Genomic DNA, 15,664 nt, shown 5'->3' with positions numbered 1-15,664 from the left:
GCGGCCCGTCGGGGCGGTCGGTAATCTGCTGCGGGGGGAAGGCTTGAGTCTGCAGTCCAAGGTCAGGAGCGCCAAGTGCCCAGTAGCCGGATCGGGACGCCCAGTTTGACTACGTCAACGAAATGATCCGTGATGCGTCGCGATTTAACTCTGCTCATGGGAGTGTGGGAGTTGCTTTGCCGTGAGGCTTGAAAACGGGGGCGGTACGTGGGTGTGGGGAATGGTGAGATGACCCGGTTGACCCGAGCGCATCGGGTCCTGATCGGCGTGATCATCACTGGTGCTGTCGTCATCGCCGGTATCGGCTTCGCGGGTTCGTACACGGCGGTCCGCAAGCTTGCCTTCCATAAGGGGTTCGGCACCTTCGCCTACGTCTTCCCGGTCGGTATCGACGCGGGCATCTGTGTCCTGCTCGCCTTGGACCTTCTCCTGACCTGGATCCGTATTCCGTTTCCCCTGCTGCGGCAGGCGGCATGGATGCTGACAGCGGCCACTATTGCCTTCAACGGTGCGGCTGCCTGGCCGGACCCGCTGGGTGTGGGCATGCATGCGGTGATTCCTGTGCTGTTCGTGATCGCGGTGGAAGCGGCCCGGCATGCGATCGGCTGCATCGCCGATATCACCGCCGACAAGTACATGGAAGGCGTGCGCCTCACCCGCTGGCTTCTCTCGCCCGTGCCCACGTTCCTGCTCTGGCGTCGCATGAAGCTGTGGGAGCTGCGTTCCTACGAACAAGTGATCAAGCTGGAGCAGGAGCGCTTGGTCTACCAGGCCAGCCTCCGTTCCCGTTTCGGCCGTGCCTGGCGGCGTAAGGCTCCCGTCGAGGCGTTGATGCCCTTGCGGCTGGCCAAGTACGGTGTCCCGCTGGCTGAGACCGCGCTCGTGGGTCTTGCCGCCGCGGGCATCGAGGAGCCGTCGGTCCTGTTCTCCGTTGAGCGGGTCGCCGCGTTGGGCCAGGCCGACGATGCCGTCCACGAGACCGTGGCCCCGCAGGGGCAGGGTGCGGCTGGGTTGGAGAGCACGGAGCCGGAACCGGTACACGACCTTGTCTCAAGCCCGTTGCGCGTGCGGTCGGACGTGCCGGAGGAATGGACCGAGGAAGCCGCCGATCGGCTCGCCGTTGCCTACCAGGCGTTCCTCGCCCAGTTCCAGGCCGAGCCGACCCCGGTGCAGTGGGCCTTCTGGCTCCGTGACACCTATGGCATCTCCATGGGGTCCGGCGGCCCGCTCTCCGAGGAGCAGGTGCAGCGCCTGCTCCAAGTCCTCCGGAAGCGCTATGCGCTCGTGGGTCAAGAGTCCGCTGCTGTCGGTGGAACGGGGTCGGCCGGCCAGTGGCATGGGTACTTTTACAGCGCGTGGCGCGCTTACGCGGGGGAGTTCGGCACGTACCCGGATGCTGATGCCTTGGCTGCCTACGTGTACGAGCGGGATGCCGTCACTGGAGATGGTGGTCGGCCTGTGATCGGTGAGGATCTGGCGGCTTTCGTTTCGAGTTTTGAGGAGCGCGAGTTCGGCAGCAGTGGACTGCCCCTCGGAGATGCGGCTGCCGGTCCTGACGAGCGGGGCCCCGAACGGCTGCTCGCGTCTGAAGAAGAGCCCGGGGCGGGGCCCGTCGGCGCGGGTGCTCAGGCTGCCGAGGAGGAGCGCACTGCGGGGGTGAACGCCGCCATCGGTGACCGATCTTCGGACGCGGGCGCCGTCTCGGGGGAGCCCGTCGCCTTGACCACTGTCGATCGTTATTACCTGGCATGGATGGAGTACCAGGCGGAGAACGGTGCCGAACCAGAGAAGGCCGGGCAACTGTCCGAGTTCTTGGCCGGGAAGGGACTGTACGGCCGTGGCGGGAAGCCAGTGAGTGCCTCCACACTGCGGCGTTATCTGCTGCCGTTCCGTGTCTACAGTCTCTGGGCCGAGTACCGGGGGCGCAGTGACAAGCCGCCCTTCGACTCCGTTGCGCAGGCGTGCGCAACTCACGGGGTCACCGCGCAGTACAACAAGCCCATCACCGCCGACTACATCGCCGAGAACGCTGTTGACTTCGAGCGCCGCTGGCAGGCACTCAACCGCCACCACGCCGATGCGCAGCGGTAAGTCCGCTACTTCGCACTGGTGGTGCACCAGGTGTGGCGGCACGCCCGCCAGGCTGCGCAATCAAAAGAATCCTCAGGTGGGACGTGTATTGCGCGGACGGCACGGTCATTGCGCGGCCATGCAGACTCTGCCCATGCACAGTGCGCAGACGCGCCCCTGAACCGTCGAGGAGGACCTATGTATGCACTGCGCATTGACCCGGATGCCTCGGTCATCGAACTGAGCCTGCCTGCCTCCGATGTGCAGTCCGCAGTCCGGGAGCACGTCGGGTCCGGTGCCGTCGACCAGGGGGTCTACCACCGGCGGGCCGTTCTGCATATTCACGGCAGCGGCCTGATGCTCGGACTTCCCCAGAACCTGGCCGCGTGGGCTCTGGCGAGTGCCTGGCGCGGCATGGCCCTGTACCCGCTGGCAGGTCATGTCGTCGTCACGGGCCGGACAGCGGACGGGGAGGTGACGGGACTCGACGGTGGCCTGGCACGGCACGCGAAGTCGGTGGTGCAGACAGTGCGCGACACGCTGTCCGAGTGGCGTGAACGTCCTCCGGCCTCCCATGAGGCAGCCGTCAGGGAACTCCTTGCGTACGCAGTCCGCGACGTCGCCTCCGGCGGGCGGTGACGCGCTGCGGATCTGCGTAGCCGCTGGTTAGAGGGCCTTGTGTACTGCTGTGCTGGGGCTGTTGAGGAGTTCGTCGATGAGCTGTGTGGTTTCCATTTCCAGGGAGCAGTCCAGTGTGCGGTTGATTTGCTGGATCCGGGAGATGGCCGTGTGGAGGCCCTGCCGGTTCCCGGCTGCGTGTTCGATCCGGAGCCAGTCCCGGTACAGCAGTTCTGCGGTGTCGTCGGCGTCGAGTCCGGTGGCGAGGGCCTGGCGGGCTGCGGTGAGGTCGTGGTTCGGGCCTGCAGGCGTGCGGTAGGTGGCCACTGTGTGGGTCACGTCGATGATGCGTGTCACCATTTCCTGCTGGTAGGGCTCTGCCCAGGGCAGGGGTTTGCTACCGAAGGGCCGGCCGCGGACCAGAGTGAGTGCCTTTTCCAGGTCGGTCAGGCCGGCAGGGCCCAGTGGCAGGGCGCGTTCGGCGAGCTGCAGGAAGCGGGTCCAGTCACAGCGCACTCCGGTGGCGAGCCGGTAGGGGTCTTCGCCGGAACTGCGGCGGGGTACGTAGGGGTTGCCGTCGGGATCGTTGCCCAGGGAGCGGCGCAGGCCCTGCAGTCGGGAGTTGAGGGTGCTCGATGTCCAGGGACTGAAGGGATCCATGTCGGCGCACAGTAGGTCCGCACTTCGTCCGGGCCGGAAGTAGAGCAGAGCCGCGAGTTGTGCCATCCGTGGGCCGTGGCCGGTGCTGTCCACGCCGGTGACTTCGACCGGGCCCAGCACTCTGATTTCCGGTGCGTGCAGGTCATGCGCCCCGTGCTTTTCCGGGTCCGGTGTCCCGTGTTTCCCGGGGGCGGCCTCGTGGCTGTCAGCTTCCGCGTCCTCGTCACCGGCGGTGGTGTCCGCGGCGGCTGGGGAGGCCGTAGGCCGGGATGCGGGCACTGCTTGGCTGTCTTGGCCGGGATTTCCGGCAGTGTGAGTTGATGCCGTGGCGGTGGGGAGGAGACGTGGTCCGGTCGGATCGGCGCTTGCGGCCAGCAGGGCCGGGAACACTTCGCCGTCCACGGCCGGGGGTGCTGCCGGCGGGATGTTCGGGGCATCGGCGGCCGCGGACGTGAGGGGCTTCTCGGGCACGGTCTGTTCGGGCTGCTCCGTCCGGTCGGGTTCGTCCGGGACGTTCTGCCAGGGTCCCTCGGCCGGATGGGAGGGCTGCCCGGACACTTTCAGCGCGGTGGTGATCTGCAGGTAGGCGGCGTGTTCCAGGCGTTGCATGGTGATGTCGGTGCCGGCGGAGCCGAGGTGCTGCGGCTGGGTGAGGGAGGCGTTGAGGATTTCCGCCTCGGGGAAGTGCGCGGCAGCTGTACTTGCCGGGGCGATCAGAGTGACGGGGACCGTGCCGGACTTGTCGATGACATCGGCGAGCTGCCAGGCTGTGTCCGCGTCCAGAGAGGACGCGCACAGAAGCAGATACGGTTGGTGCTGGGTTTTGGGCATCTGATGTGCTTCCAGGAGTCGTTCGCCCAGGTCGCGCAGCGCGTGTGCGGGCTGGCGCATGTGGGCGATCCGCGCGGTGGGCAGAAGCTGCGGCAGGTCCTCGCCGAATCCCACGGTGACGACTTCGACTTCGCCTGCCCAGGGGCTCATTCCGAGTTCCAGGGCGAGCGAGGTGCAGACCTCGGTGATGTGGATCGGGTTGCCGTCCAGCAGCAGCGCGGGCAGCCCGGCGAGGTTGAGCAGCAGGAGGTCGCCTGCCTCGGTGCTGCCGATCGTGACCAGCCCCGGATACGGTGCGGGCACCCCGCGGGCGTTCTCTGCGTCCAGGAGGGCGGCTTCAGCGGGCAGGACCCACCATCTGCCCTGCCCGGCGGCGAAGGGCGCCGCAGGGGTCTGGACGGGATCCTCGGGCAGCACCTCCACCGTGCGGGCACCGATCCGTGCGGCCCGCAGCGGCGGCAGGTGAGCATCCTCTTGGGCCGCCTGGTGGGCCAGCGTCCGTAGCGCCATGTCCAGACGGGCGGCGCCAGCCGGTTCGGCGGCTGCTGCCAATTGGGCTTCGGCCGTGGAGGTCTCCGACGCGATGGCGATCGTCTCGCCGGGCTTGCGGCGGCGGCGCTGCAGCGTCCTGCGCAGGGCGAGAGCACCGGTGATGGCGGACGCCAGCAGTGCGCCGGCGCCGAGAACCGTGCGCAGGTTCAGCGGGCTGCCGGCCGGAGCGGGCGCTGGGGTCCGGGACGCCGCGGCAGCAGGGGAGGAGGCAGCAGCGGACCCGGACGCTCCAGCTGACGCCGATGGGGAGGCGGGAGAGGGTGATGCGCTGACGCTGGGCGCCGCGGTCGCGGAAGCCGCTGCCGATGGGAGTGACTGATCCTGCCCGGGCTGCTCGGCAGGGCGGCTGGCCGGTGCGCTGGGAGCCGACGACTTTGGTGCAGGCGTGGTGCTCCGGCTCGGCACGGGCACCTGTCCGTCCCACCGGTCCTCGCCCGGCTTCTGTCCGCTGTGGGGTTTCTGGGGGGCCGAGGGAGTGGTTTCCTGACCGTCTGTCCCGTCACCTCGGTCCTGGTCCCGGTCCTGGTCCTGGTCCTGGGCAGGCTTGGCGCTGGGCACGGTGATCTGCTGTTCTGCGTAGATGATGTCCGGGTCGGTGATCGCGGGCAGGCCGTGCGGCTGTTCCTTGTCCCGGCTGGCTGTGAACAGCTGAGGCCATTCCATGCCGTCGCCGAGTTCATTCTCTGCGATCTTCGACAGGTAGTCGCCCGGGTGGACGGTGACGACGTGCTCACTGTTCTCCTCGGCCGTCGGGACGCTGTCACTCAGCTGCGTTCGGGGGTCTCCCACGCCTGCGGAGGCGTCGGGCATCCGCAGCTGCCAGCCGGGCTGCAGAAAGCTGTTCGAGCGGAAGGCCGTGCCGTCGGTCATGGTGTGGCCCTCGTTCAGGCCGGCGATCTCCCGCCACCGTTCACCGTCTCCCAACTCGCGTTCGGCGATGCCCCACAGGCTCTCCGCGGGCCGCGTCTCGCGCACCGTGTACGTCGTCATGGACGCCTGGGTGCTCTGTGCAGGCACCTGGCCCTGCCCGGTCTCGGCGGCGGGCCGTGCCTGGGTGTGCCCGGGGACGTGTGCTGCCGTGGTGGCTGGGGCGGCCTGGGCGTTGGAGGCGAGCGCCGAGCTGGTGGGCAGCAGCACCAGGATGCTGCCGACCAGCAGGGCTGCGGCGCGTTGCGAGGTGCCCATTCCCCGCGGGGCGTGCCAGGTTTGGCCCCGCAGCTGGGCGGTCAGTTCGCGTACCGCGCAGATGCTGAACTGTGCCCACCCGATCCAGCCCACCGCGACGAGCAGCAGCAGGAACGCGCTTCCGGTGTCGTGCCTGTCCAGCAGGTGCATGACGTCGTCGTGGGCGGCAGCCCAGATGACCGGGGTGGCCCAGGCCAGCAGCAGCGGCAGCCCGGCAACAGCGACCGCCAGGACCAGCAGACTCAGCACGGCCTTGAGTACCCGCGCCAGGGTGCGGCTGGCGGTTGCGGCGGGGGACGGAGTAGTGGTCATCAGTTTCCTTCGGGAGCCGTGACGCCGTGCAGGAGCGTTGCCTTGCCATGGCCGGTCACCGGCAGAGAGCCGATCCCGACCACTGGCAAGAACGTCGTGTCGTACGTGCCGGTGACCGTGACGGTGAGCGTCTTGCCGTCGCCGGACACGCTGACCGTGCCGGTGGCAGCGGCGGAGCGGAGGTAGGACTGGGCTGCTGCGGACGCGGCCTGCGGATCCACGGCGATCGCCCTCCCGCTGATCGCGCCGGCGGGATTGATGGCCTGGCCGCCTGCCCGCGCGGCTTCACCGGCGACGTAGTCTGCGCGTTCTGTGGCACGCATCTTGCTGCCGCCGTCGACGGCCACGCCGATGATCCCGATCAGCGCGATCACGCACACGGCGACGAACACGGTGACGCCTCCCCGGTCGTCCAGCCGCGCCCGGCGCAGGCAGATCTGTCGGACGGCCATCAGTCACCCCATGTCGGAAAAGCCGCAGGTCCGGCGGCGATCGCCGTCCGATCCGCGAAGACCGCATCCTCGCCGAAGCCCTCACAAGCCACAGGGACTCCAAGCGCGTGCAGAACGTGTTCGGCCTGTCCATCAACGCCGGCCTCCGCCACGCCGGCGTTGTCGGCCAACCCGAATTCGCCGGTGCCAACCCGTCGAACTGACCACTCCCGCCGAGGTCGAGGCCACGCTGCTTCCGTAACCTCACGGCTATGCCCACCGGTCACACGGACTGCCATTGCGTCGCCTGCCACGACATCAACGAGTTGGACTCCCGCGCTCAGGCGACCCTCGGCGTCATCCATCAGCACGGCTGGCAGGTCGTGATGATCCCAGCCGACGACCCGGGACCGGGCTGGGCCTACACCATCGGCCTCTGGCACCAGCACCGGATACCTGAGCTTGCGATGTTCGGCCTGGACGTCTACCTGATGCAGACGGTCCTCAACAACCTCGGCCAGCGAGCCCTCGAAGGACAGACGCTGCAGGCCGGCCAGAAACGGCACGAGGTCGCGAGCGTCCCAGTCGTACTCAAACCCGTCGACTACCGCTGGTACAAGGCGTTCTTCGGCGCCGCGATCGGCTACTACCGCAAGCCGCCGTTCCCGTTCCTCCAAGTCGTCTGGCCCGACCGCGACGGAGCCTACCCCTGGCAGCCTGGTGGAAAAGATCTCCTGAACCGCCAGCCCCTGCTGTCGCTGCGTCCTGACGAACACCCCTCCGGAGTCTGGACCCAGGACCTGTGAACACTTGGCCGCTACGACGTCTCGGACGATGATGCCATGACGCGCTGGTTCCGCAGCTACTGGGCCGAGGAAGACACCTGGTTCTACTTCGAGGTCGACGCCGGCGGATGGGTCACTCGCCAGGTTGAACTCCAAGGGCTGCATGAGAAGCCCGTCGCCGCAGCCTGTCTGGCCGATTGGGAAGCAGCCCAGCAGGCAGGAAGTCTCGCGGACTACGAGGCGACGTCCGGCGCCACGGCCGAGGCTCCCGTCCGCGAGTGGGACGGACACGAACCGCAGGACCTCACAGCCGAGGAATTCGAGACCGTCTGGCTCACCGCGCGGGCAACTCGCCGAGCAGGAGCCCCACCACGCTCGACAGGCGCGTGAACCCAGGTACCGTCGCGCACTCACTGCTCGGCACCCCTGCTCGGGTTCGTACTCCATGGCACTGCAGAATGCGCGAACCCAACAGCTCTCTGCCGGTACTGGTCCACCACCGAGGTCGCCGTCGACGTGAGCGTCTTTGATCCGGGCATGCCCGGAAGCAGGAGGTCGGACAGATTGACGGTGCAGGTCAGGGTCACGGTGACGGTGCCGACCTGCCCCACCGGGACGCTGAGCCCGCTGGTGTTGATGCTGACGGATACCGACGCGCAGGCGATGCCCTGGTCGTCGAGGGACTCGGCGGCGGCCGCCCCTGCGGTGCTTTGTGCGGCTGCCGCTGTGCGGTGGATGGATGCCTCCCTCGCTGCGTCCTCGGCCGCGGAGTCGATTTTCGCGCCGGAGATGACGAACCGGCCGCCGGCGATCGCCATACACAGAAACATGATCAGCGCGGGGAGGACGATTGCCGCCTCGATCGCGGCACTGCCCTTGTCGCCGCGCAGTCTGCCCGCAGCCGTAGGTCGCACGGATCGCACGTGATTCACTCCCCTGGGACGGTCCAGCGTTCCACGGGGCCGGACGCCGACTGTGTGATCTGAAGGCCCGGGATGCCCGGGATCATCGACAGGGCCGTGCCGGACACCTGGACCCGTACCCGCTGCCCGTTGCTGCTGGCGGAGACGCTGTAGCCGCTGAGGCTGTCGCCCGCGGTGCGGCCCAGCACGTTCCGCGCCTGGGCCGCACCGTCGCCCGGGCCGGACTGGTAGACGCGGGCGGCGGAGAGGCCCTCACGGGCCGCGGTCAGGGCGATCTGCCGGGCGTAGTACCACATGGATGCCTGGATGACGGCGACCGTGGCGAGCAGCACGAACGGGAAGATGACCGCCATCTGGATGCTGGTGTCCCCGCGGTCGTCGCGCCATCGTCGCTGCTGCCACCAGGCCGGCAGCCGCTCGGGACGGCTCATCACAGACCGCTGAGTTTGCCGTTGTACTTGGCGATCACGATGGCGATGGTCCCGGCGATCAGCACGGCACCGGTGACGGCGGCCACCCAGATGATGACAGTCGTGGTGGAGATGTCCCCGCGGTCCGGCCGGCGGGCGGCCTCCTGCATGCCTTCCTGCACTCGGGTGGTGAGCCGGAGGACCGCATGGTTGACGCGTGCCCAGGCGCGCGGGCCCCGGCGTTCGTGCCCCGGTCCGCTGGACGTGGCGTATAGGCCGGTGTGCGAGTGCGGGTGTGTGGTGGCCCGGAGCACAGCACGGCGGGTGCGGGCTGCGTTGTACTTCATGTTCCATGCCTCTCTTGAGCGTTGAACGGGTCGGAGCGGTCATTCAGACGGTCAGCATGCGGATTACGGCGGGGAAGGCCATCAGCAGCATCACCAGGACGGCCAGAAGGGCCCCCGGAGCGGTCATCTTTTCGCTGGCCGCGTTCGCCTCGGCGGCCTGATCGGCGAGCAGTTCGGCGTTGAGCGCCGCGGTACGGGCCCGCAGCGCCTGGTAGACGGCGGCGCCGTCGGTGGCTGAGCCGCGCATGATGCCGGCGACGTCGTCCAGGACGGGCAGGTCGTACTCGTGGGCGAGTTCGGTGAGCGCTTGATACGGCGGGATCTTCTCCAGCCGGGCCCGGCGCAGCGCACCCTGCAGATACAGGAAGGGCCAGCCCCTGCCGGCCTCGGCGGCTTTCTCGAGGGCCTCGGAGGGACCGGCGTCTGCGGCCCGTTTGAGCGCGACCAGGTCGAGGTAGGCGGAAAGGGCGTGCGCGAACTCCTCTCTCGCCCGTTTGGCCTGGTCCCGGACAGCGAGATCGGGTGTGATGAACAGCAGGGCCGCGACGATGAGTCCGGCGCCGGCAGGCACGTAGAACGGCAGGCCCACGCCCGCGACGATCCAGGGGGCCGTCGCGATCACCGGACAGAGCAGGCCCAGCGCGGCGAGCGCGGTCTTCTTCAGCATGAACTGGCCCGGCCCCTGCCCGAGCAGGGCCAGGTTCGTGGTGGGGATGCTCACGCCCGGAAGCCGTTCGAGGCGGGCCAGCAGCCACCGGCCCCACACCTCCTCGCGGTCCAGCTGAGGCTCGGGCATCGTCAGGGCAGCCAGAGTGCTGCGCTTCAGGGCCGGCTTCAGCGCGGGCTGGGGCTGCAGCAGTTCCCGGATCAGCAGGGCGACGCCGGCACCGACCGTGCCGCCGGTCACGATGACGGGGAGCAGGTTCACGAGGCGGCTCCTTCCCGCTCGCGTACGGCGGCCGGCAGGGGCGGCTCCGGTGCGGGCGCGGGCAGCCGGATGGTGCTGGCCGGGTCGGTGACCAGGAAGCGGGGGATGCGGCGGAAGGTGCCCAGCTCCCGCATCAGGGCGAGCACGCCGACGAAACCGGCCGCGAGGAAGGCGAGCACGAGCTGTCCCAGCAGTGTGGAGTACGGCTTCGTATAGCCGGGCACGAAGAACCCGGCCACCACGACACCCACGGTGATGATGGTCATCCACCGCACCGTGGTGCGGGGTTTCGCGCGATCCGCCTCGATGGCGCGCTTGCGGGCGACCTCCTCGCGGACGGTGCCCGCCAGGTCCTCCAGGGCCTGCGCCAGGCCCGGGCCGCGGTCGTTGACCGACAGGATGAGCGCTGCGGTCACCTTGTCCGCGGTGACATCGTCCAGTTCATCCGCGAACGTGCGCAGCGCTCCCTCCGGCCGCCATCCCAGGCGCAGCCGCTCGGACAGGTTGATGATCTGCGGGGCGAGTTCCTCCGGCGCCCCCTGACGGCTGGTGATCATCGCCTGTTCCAGGCCCATGCCCAGCCGCAGCAGGCCGGCCAGCCGCTGTGTCCACTCGCTCAGCGCCTCCAGCTGACCGATGCGGTCCTGCGCCATCTGGGCCGGGCCGATCAGCCACGGCACCCCGATGACGGCCGCGCCGAGCAGCGCACCGCCGACGAAGTTTCCCAAGACGAGCCACACCGTCACGAAGACCACCACAGCCGCGGCCATGAGGGTCCGCCGCCGCAGCCGGACGTCCTCGCTCTGGTTCCTCCCACCAGGCAACGCCGCCTGCCAGCGCCGGCCGAGCGGGGCCCGGCGCGGCGCCGTGGTGCCCACAGCGCCGGCCACGACACCGATCAGCCCGCCGGTCACGGCCATGCCGCACAGCAGCCCGAACAGCAACGTCATCGGCTCATCCCCACCTTCAACGCCAGCGGCGCCGGCCAGGCCCCGTAGGGCTGCTGCAGCAGACCCGAGTCGAAGCCCACGCGGCGCAGGTCATCGACACAGCCCGGGTCCATCCTCGGCACCGCCCGCAGCTCCCCCCATTCCCGGCCGGGGGAGAAGACCTCGTTGGTGGCGGGCCGGCCGCTCTCGCCGATCCCCGTCAGTTCCAGGACGTGGGAGACGTAACGATGGCGGCGGCCACCGATCTGCGTCTCGTCCGTCATGTCCACATACACGATGAAGTCCAGGCCGTTGGCGGCCTGCCGGTAGGCGAGCTGCTCGGACAGGCTCCCCTGCGCGAGCGCATACAGCTCGGCGATCCGGTCGAAGATGATGTCCGGGCGACGCGCGTGGATCGTGCACAGGTTCCCGCCCGAACCGTTCGTCAGGGCCTGCATCATGGCGACGACTTCGGGACCGCGGACCTCACCGACCACGATCCGCTCCAGCGACATCCGCAGCGCAGGATGCATCAGGTCCAACAGCGTGACCTCACCGGCACCGCGGCCGGTGACGTCCTTCTCCCCGTTGGACTCCCGCCCGACGAGGGAGACGACCTGCTTGTGGTACCCGTTGGCGTGGGCGAACAGCTCATCCTCGGTCTGAACGGTCGCGAACCGGCACTCCGGGTCGAACTCCTTGAGCATCGCCCGCATCAGCGTGGTCTTCCCCGCCTTCTGCTTCCCCGCGATCATGATGTTCTTCTCGGCGCGTACGGCAGCGCCGAGGAACTCCCGCAGGACCGGGTCGATCGTGCCCAGCCGCACCAGGTCATCGAGATCCGCGTGGGAGACCCGGTGCCGGCGGATCACCGCATACGTCATCGGCCCAAGCCCGGTGATCGCCTGCAGACGCGAGCCGTCCTGCAGGGACAGAGCGAGAGTGGGATTCGCAGTGGAGATGGTCCGCTCGCTGTGCCCGGAACTCCGGGCCAACTCCCGCAACAGCTCCAGCAGTTCCCCTTCCGAGTCCGCGATTGGACCGACCCGGCGGCGTTCACCGTCGCCGTAGTCGAGCCACACCTCGTGCGGGCCCTGGATGAGGATGTCCTCGACCCGCTCATCGTCCAGGTACGGCTGCAGCCGGCCGGCCCTGAAAAGCAGGTCATACACAGCACGCCGCAGCGCCTCGTCTTCCTGCGGCGTCATCGCCTGCGCGTCCGACCACAGCGCGACGGCCTCGGCGATCCAGTTCAGACACCGCTGCTCCTCGCTGGCCCGGTCCATATCGGGCTTGGCCTTGAGCAGTTCCTCGCGCCGCTTGGCGACCTGCGACGCAATCTCCTGGGCCACCCGGTAGTCGACGGTGACCTGCGGAACGGCCGAGCCGAGCACCTGCGTGCCTGAGACGGCACCTGACTGCGCCGGCCCGGCACCGGGCTGTCGCCGCTCCTGCGGCAGCGGTGCCACCGTGGGGTCAGGGTGCAAGGGTCTAGCCTGCATGAGTCACCTCCCCGCCCGCAGCACGCAGGCCGCGCGGATCGAGACGGGCCCGGCGCACGGTGGCCCGCTGAAGAAGCAGCGTGCTGCCCGTACGGGCAGCCTTCATCAGCGGCGACCTGGCGAAATGGCGCGGCTGTTCGGCGCCGTCGGACAGCACGCGGGCCTCCTTCGGCGCATACGGCAGGGTCGCGATCACCGGCACCTGCAGAACCCGCTGCACCTCACCCGCGGGATACGGGCCTTCCTTGATCATCAGGACGCCGACGTCCCCGACGTGTTCCTGCAGAGCACGCACCCGCCCCTCCGCCGCCTGCAGGCAGCGCAGAGTGTTGCGGACCACCACGACGGTGGCATCTGCCTGCTCGGCCAGAACCCCGGAGGGCCCGAACGCCCCGCGGCGGCCGAGATCGATGAGGACATCGTGGCCGCTCTCGGCCGCGATGCCACGGAACATCTGCGCGAGGATCTTCCAGACCCGGCCAAGACTCGCCGACTGCGAAGGGTCGGTGATGCCGGGCAGCAGCAGCCGGTCGTGCAGTGACTCCCGCCTGCCCTCCTCGCTGCTCAGATCGATCAGCTGCCGCCAGAAGGCATCGCTGAACTCGCCCTTACGGACGGCGACCGAAAGGTTACGCAGCCCGTACCGGTCACCGAGCGTGCCCTGCAGCAGACCGTGCAGCACGGCTCCGCCGTCCGGGTCGCACTCCGCCAGGATCATCCGCCGGCCCGCCTCCAGAGGCCACGACAGCAGCAAGGCGAGAGCGCTGGTGGTCACACCGGGCGCACCGCTGCAGCCTGCGAGCGCAATGACAGCCATCAGCCACCGTCCGCAGCAGCCAGGACCAGACGCAGGGTGCCCGCCGCCTCCCACGCGGCAGCCGTGGGACCGTCGGCCGCGGAAGCGGCCACGTCGACGACAACGACTCCCGTACCCGGAGCGGCGCCGGATGCCTTCACGACCCGGCCGTCGATGGTCTGCGGCACCGCGTCGGACGTCTTGCCGGTATCCGACGTTCCCTGAGCCGGGACGTGCACCAGCTGGACCTTCTGGCCCGGCACCAGAGCGGTGGCCGGGATCTGCTTGGGCTCCAGCCCGATCGGCACCACCTGCTCGCCCGCCCTCACCAGCGAGTCCTTTGTCACCTGCGAGGGGGCCAGCAGGGAGCCGGGCTTGAGTTCCACAGCTGCTCGCTTGCCCACCACTGACTTGAGGCCGTCGGCGTGTACCGCCTTGACGGTCGGGTCCAGAGCGACGGACGCTCTGCCCAGGTCGTCCTCGGTGAGGACCTCGCCGACCTGGACGTCACGGACCACGGTCACCACGTCGGTGCGGTTGCCGACCTGAAGCAGCAGGACGGCAACTCCGGCACCGCCGGCGGCGATCAGTGCCAGCGACAGCGCGATGACACCTGGTCGCCGCCTGCGAGCCGACACCCGGGGCGGCGCGACCGGCCCGGCCGCGTGTCCACGCTGGGGGACTCCGTTCGGAGCTGTCTCTACTTGGGTTCTGCTCACCGTTCTGTCCTTCCGGCGGCGTTAGCTGACGACCTGTACCTCGCCGACCGCCACCTGCACATTGGTCTGCCGGACCTCGGTGAGCTGGCCGACCTGTCCGCCGCCCTGCCAGTTGATCGTCCATGTCGAGGTCGCGGTCACCGGGAACTTGCTGCTCTGGGCACCAGCCGAGGTTATGGAGTACACGTGTCCGCAGGTCGGGGACTGGGCCATGCCCTCAGACGACCTGTACGCGGTGCCCGGGCCGTTGCACGTCACCGAGATGCCATCGCCTATAGTCCACACGATCTTCGACACCGCCGCCGTCGCGGAGACAGTGATCCCGCCCGCCGAGGCCGATGCGGTGTTCGGCCCGTAGGTCGTGGCGCTCTGGTTGACCCACATCCACATCGGCACACCCACGCTGTACTTCCCGGCCGCACGCGGGCTGGCGATGTCCGGGCCGAGCAGTGCCATGGAGTCGACCGCGCGTTGCGCCAGTTCCCGAGGGTCCACTTGCGGCACCGGAGGTTGCCCTGTCGGCACGACAGCGAAGCCGTCCGGGTTGATTTGGCCGCCGTCCGTGCACCCGTAGAAGTACAGGTCGTTCGTCGTGGGATCGGCGTCTTTCCAGGCCGGGAATTCGGCCGGAGGCTTCGGGTCGATCTTGGTGTACTTGCACTCCACCTGGCTGTCGCCGCTTTGACCGCCGCCGTGTGAGCCGCCAGCCTGCCCCACGCTGCCGCCGGTTTCGTCACCGGCGCCGACGTTGACGCAGAACTTGATGACCTGGCACCTGCCAGCACCGACGTCGGGATCACCGTCGGCGTGTGCGACGGCCGTGGCCAGGGTGAGGGCGCCGGTGAGTGCGGTGAGGCACCGGGTCAGCAGGCTTGCTGTTGAGCGGTCAACTTCGTGACCATCCACGTCTTCCCCCACTTTTCAAGGGTTGCGGTGCTGACGTATTTGATGAGTCGCGTCGTGGGCAGCGGGACCTTCTTCTTGGATGCCTTGTCGATCAGCGTCCAGTGCGTCGTGTCAACGCAGTCCGTGATCGTGGCCGTGGGGATCTTGCTGTCGGTCACTTTTACGACTTTCGGATGGATTACCGGCTTGCCCGTGGTCACCTGTCCGGCTTTCTGCATGACCGAGAGGTCGTGCTCAATATCGAACAGAGCCCTCAAGGTGGTGGTCTTCTTCAGATCGGTACCCGAGGAGGATGCCTTGCTGTACGCCTGGGTCTGTGCGTCCCATGAGCTGAGGTATGCCGCGAGGACGGCGGCTTCCTTGGTATCGACGGTGGAACTGGGGGACGGCGAGGATGTCGCCGTGGTAGCGCTGGGCTTGGACGATGTGTCCGAGCCGCTGTAGCTGCACCCGGTCAGAGTCAGCAGACTGCCGGTGAGGAACAGCGTGGTTGCGTGCTTCCGGATGCGAACGGCAGCGATTTTGCGGCCTGATGAGCGTCGTTGTGTAGCTGTCATGTTGTCTCCCCGTACGACGCGTTGCGGTCGACCGCTGCCCCGGCCGCCGACGCGCGGCTCGGAACCGCGGCCTGGTCTAGCTGCGGCAATGCTTTTGCGTGATCACAAGGTTACGCAAAAGCCAGTCGACTTCTCAGCTTGATATTCGAATTCACTTCTACAACTCGGGACGTATCAGGTCACTTTCGGAACTAGTTGTCGAT

Annotated in this window: 15 protein-coding genes and 1 pseudogene; 4 read left to right on the top strand and 12 right to left on the bottom strand. The window is 68.5% G+C overall.

Features of this window, described 5'->3' with window-relative positions; genetic code table 11:
* Positions 1 to 228: 228 nt before the first annotated feature.
* Both ACFY2B_RS36875 and ACFY2B_RS36870 read left to right on the top strand, forming a co-directional pair.
* Positions 229 to 981 (top strand): annotated as a pseudogene (locus tag ACFY2B_RS36875) (DUF2637 domain-containing protein); the annotation flags it as partial.
* A 1,287-nt stretch (positions 982 to 2,268) separates the two neighbouring features.
* The gene (locus ACFY2B_RS36870) at positions 2,269 to 2,709 is read left to right on the top strand and encodes a hypothetical protein (RefSeq protein WP_390767406.1); all 441 of its coding nucleotides are present in this window, start codon (positions 2,269 to 2,271) and stop codon (positions 2,707 to 2,709) included.
* A 27-nt stretch (positions 2,710 to 2,736) separates the two neighbouring features.
* Here the strand turns inward: ACFY2B_RS36870 and ACFY2B_RS36865 are convergent, their stop codons facing one another.
* Complete coding sequence (locus ACFY2B_RS36865) at positions 2,737 to 6,228, bottom strand: hypothetical protein (protein ID WP_390767405.1); 3,492 nt, start codon at positions 6,226 to 6,228, stop codon at positions 2,737 to 2,739.
* The gene (locus tag ACFY2B_RS36860) at positions 6,228 to 6,680 is read right to left on the bottom strand and encodes a TadE/TadG family type IV pilus assembly protein (RefSeq protein ID WP_390767404.1); all 453 of its coding nucleotides are present in this window, start codon (positions 6,678 to 6,680) and stop codon (positions 6,228 to 6,230) included. The genes ACFY2B_RS36865 and ACFY2B_RS36860 overlap by 1 nt, the downstream gene beginning before the upstream one ends.
* Positions 6,681 to 6,931: 251 nt before the next feature.
* Between ACFY2B_RS36860 and ACFY2B_RS36855 the strand changes: the two genes are divergently transcribed.
* Together ACFY2B_RS36855 and ACFY2B_RS36850 are read left to right on the top strand one after the other, a co-directional pair.
* A complete protein-coding gene (locus ACFY2B_RS36855; protein ID WP_390767403.1) occupies positions 6,932 to 7,465 on the top strand; it encodes a DUF4262 domain-containing protein in 534 nt (177 codons plus the stop codon).
* Between the two features lie 36 nt (positions 7,466 to 7,501).
* A complete protein-coding gene (locus ACFY2B_RS36850; protein WP_390767402.1) occupies positions 7,502 to 7,834 on the top strand; it encodes a hypothetical protein in 333 nt (110 codons plus the stop codon).
* Between the two features lie 20 nt (positions 7,835 to 7,854).
* Here the strand turns inward: ACFY2B_RS36850 and ACFY2B_RS36845 are convergent, their stop codons facing one another.
* The 10 genes from ACFY2B_RS36845 to ACFY2B_RS36800 form a co-directional block, all read right to left on the bottom strand.
* Positions 7,855 to 8,358: a TadE/TadG family type IV pilus assembly protein gene (locus ACFY2B_RS36845; protein ID WP_390767401.1), complete on the bottom strand. Its 504-nt coding sequence runs from the start codon at positions 8,356 to 8,358 to the stop codon at positions 7,855 to 7,857.
* A 14-nt stretch (positions 8,359 to 8,372) separates the two neighbouring features.
* Positions 8,373 to 8,798: a TadE/TadG family type IV pilus assembly protein gene (locus tag ACFY2B_RS36840; protein ID WP_390767400.1), complete on the bottom strand. Its 426-nt coding sequence runs from the start codon at positions 8,796 to 8,798 to the stop codon at positions 8,373 to 8,375.
* Positions 8,798 to 9,124, bottom strand: a complete 327-nt coding sequence (locus tag ACFY2B_RS36835; protein ID WP_390767399.1) for a hypothetical protein — start codon at positions 9,122 to 9,124, stop codon at positions 8,798 to 8,800. Before ACFY2B_RS36835 ends, ACFY2B_RS36840 begins: the two co-directional genes overlap by 1 nt.
* A gap of 43 nt (positions 9,125 to 9,167) precedes the next feature.
* Positions 9,168 to 10,052 (bottom strand): type II secretion system F family protein, encoded by an 885-nt coding sequence (locus ACFY2B_RS36830; RefSeq protein ID WP_390767398.1) that lies wholly within the window; start codon positions 10,050 to 10,052, stop codon positions 9,168 to 9,170.
* Positions 10,049 to 11,002, bottom strand: a complete 954-nt coding sequence (locus ACFY2B_RS36825) for a type II secretion system F family protein (RefSeq protein WP_390767397.1) — start codon at positions 11,000 to 11,002, stop codon at positions 10,049 to 10,051. The genes ACFY2B_RS36830 and ACFY2B_RS36825 overlap by 4 nt, the downstream gene beginning before the upstream one ends.
* Positions 10,999 to 12,483 (bottom strand): CpaF family protein, encoded by a 1,485-nt coding sequence (locus tag ACFY2B_RS36820; RefSeq protein WP_390767396.1) that lies wholly within the window; start codon positions 12,481 to 12,483, stop codon positions 10,999 to 11,001. The genes ACFY2B_RS36825 and ACFY2B_RS36820 overlap by 4 nt, the downstream gene beginning before the upstream one ends.
* The gene (locus ACFY2B_RS36815; RefSeq protein ID WP_390767395.1) at positions 12,473 to 13,300 is read right to left on the bottom strand and encodes a hypothetical protein; all 828 of its coding nucleotides are present in this window, start codon (positions 13,298 to 13,300) and stop codon (positions 12,473 to 12,475) included. The genes ACFY2B_RS36820 and ACFY2B_RS36815 overlap by 11 nt, the downstream gene beginning before the upstream one ends.
* Complete coding sequence (locus tag ACFY2B_RS36810) at positions 13,300 to 13,917, bottom strand: SAF domain-containing protein (protein ID WP_390767447.1); 618 nt, start codon at positions 13,915 to 13,917, stop codon at positions 13,300 to 13,302. Before ACFY2B_RS36810 ends, ACFY2B_RS36815 begins: the two co-directional genes overlap by 1 nt.
* Before the next feature lie 102 nt (positions 13,918 to 14,019).
* Complete coding sequence (locus tag ACFY2B_RS36805; RefSeq protein WP_390767394.1) at positions 14,020 to 14,916, bottom strand: ATP/GTP-binding protein; 897 nt, start codon at positions 14,914 to 14,916, stop codon at positions 14,020 to 14,022.
* A complete protein-coding gene (locus ACFY2B_RS36800) occupies positions 14,862 to 15,461 on the bottom strand; it encodes a hypothetical protein (protein WP_390767393.1) in 600 nt (199 codons plus the stop codon). The genes ACFY2B_RS36805 and ACFY2B_RS36800 overlap by 55 nt, the downstream gene beginning before the upstream one ends.
* Between the last annotated feature and the right edge of the window lie 203 nt (positions 15,462 to 15,664).

It is taken from the genome of Streptomyces sp. NPDC001270 (assembly GCF_042896695.1).
Classification (GTDB): domain Bacteria; phylum Actinomycetota; class Actinomycetes; order Streptomycetales; family Streptomycetaceae; genus Streptomyces.
The sequence above is the reverse complement of the archived record's forward strand: the minus strand, read 5'-3'. Positions and strand labels throughout refer to the sequence as shown.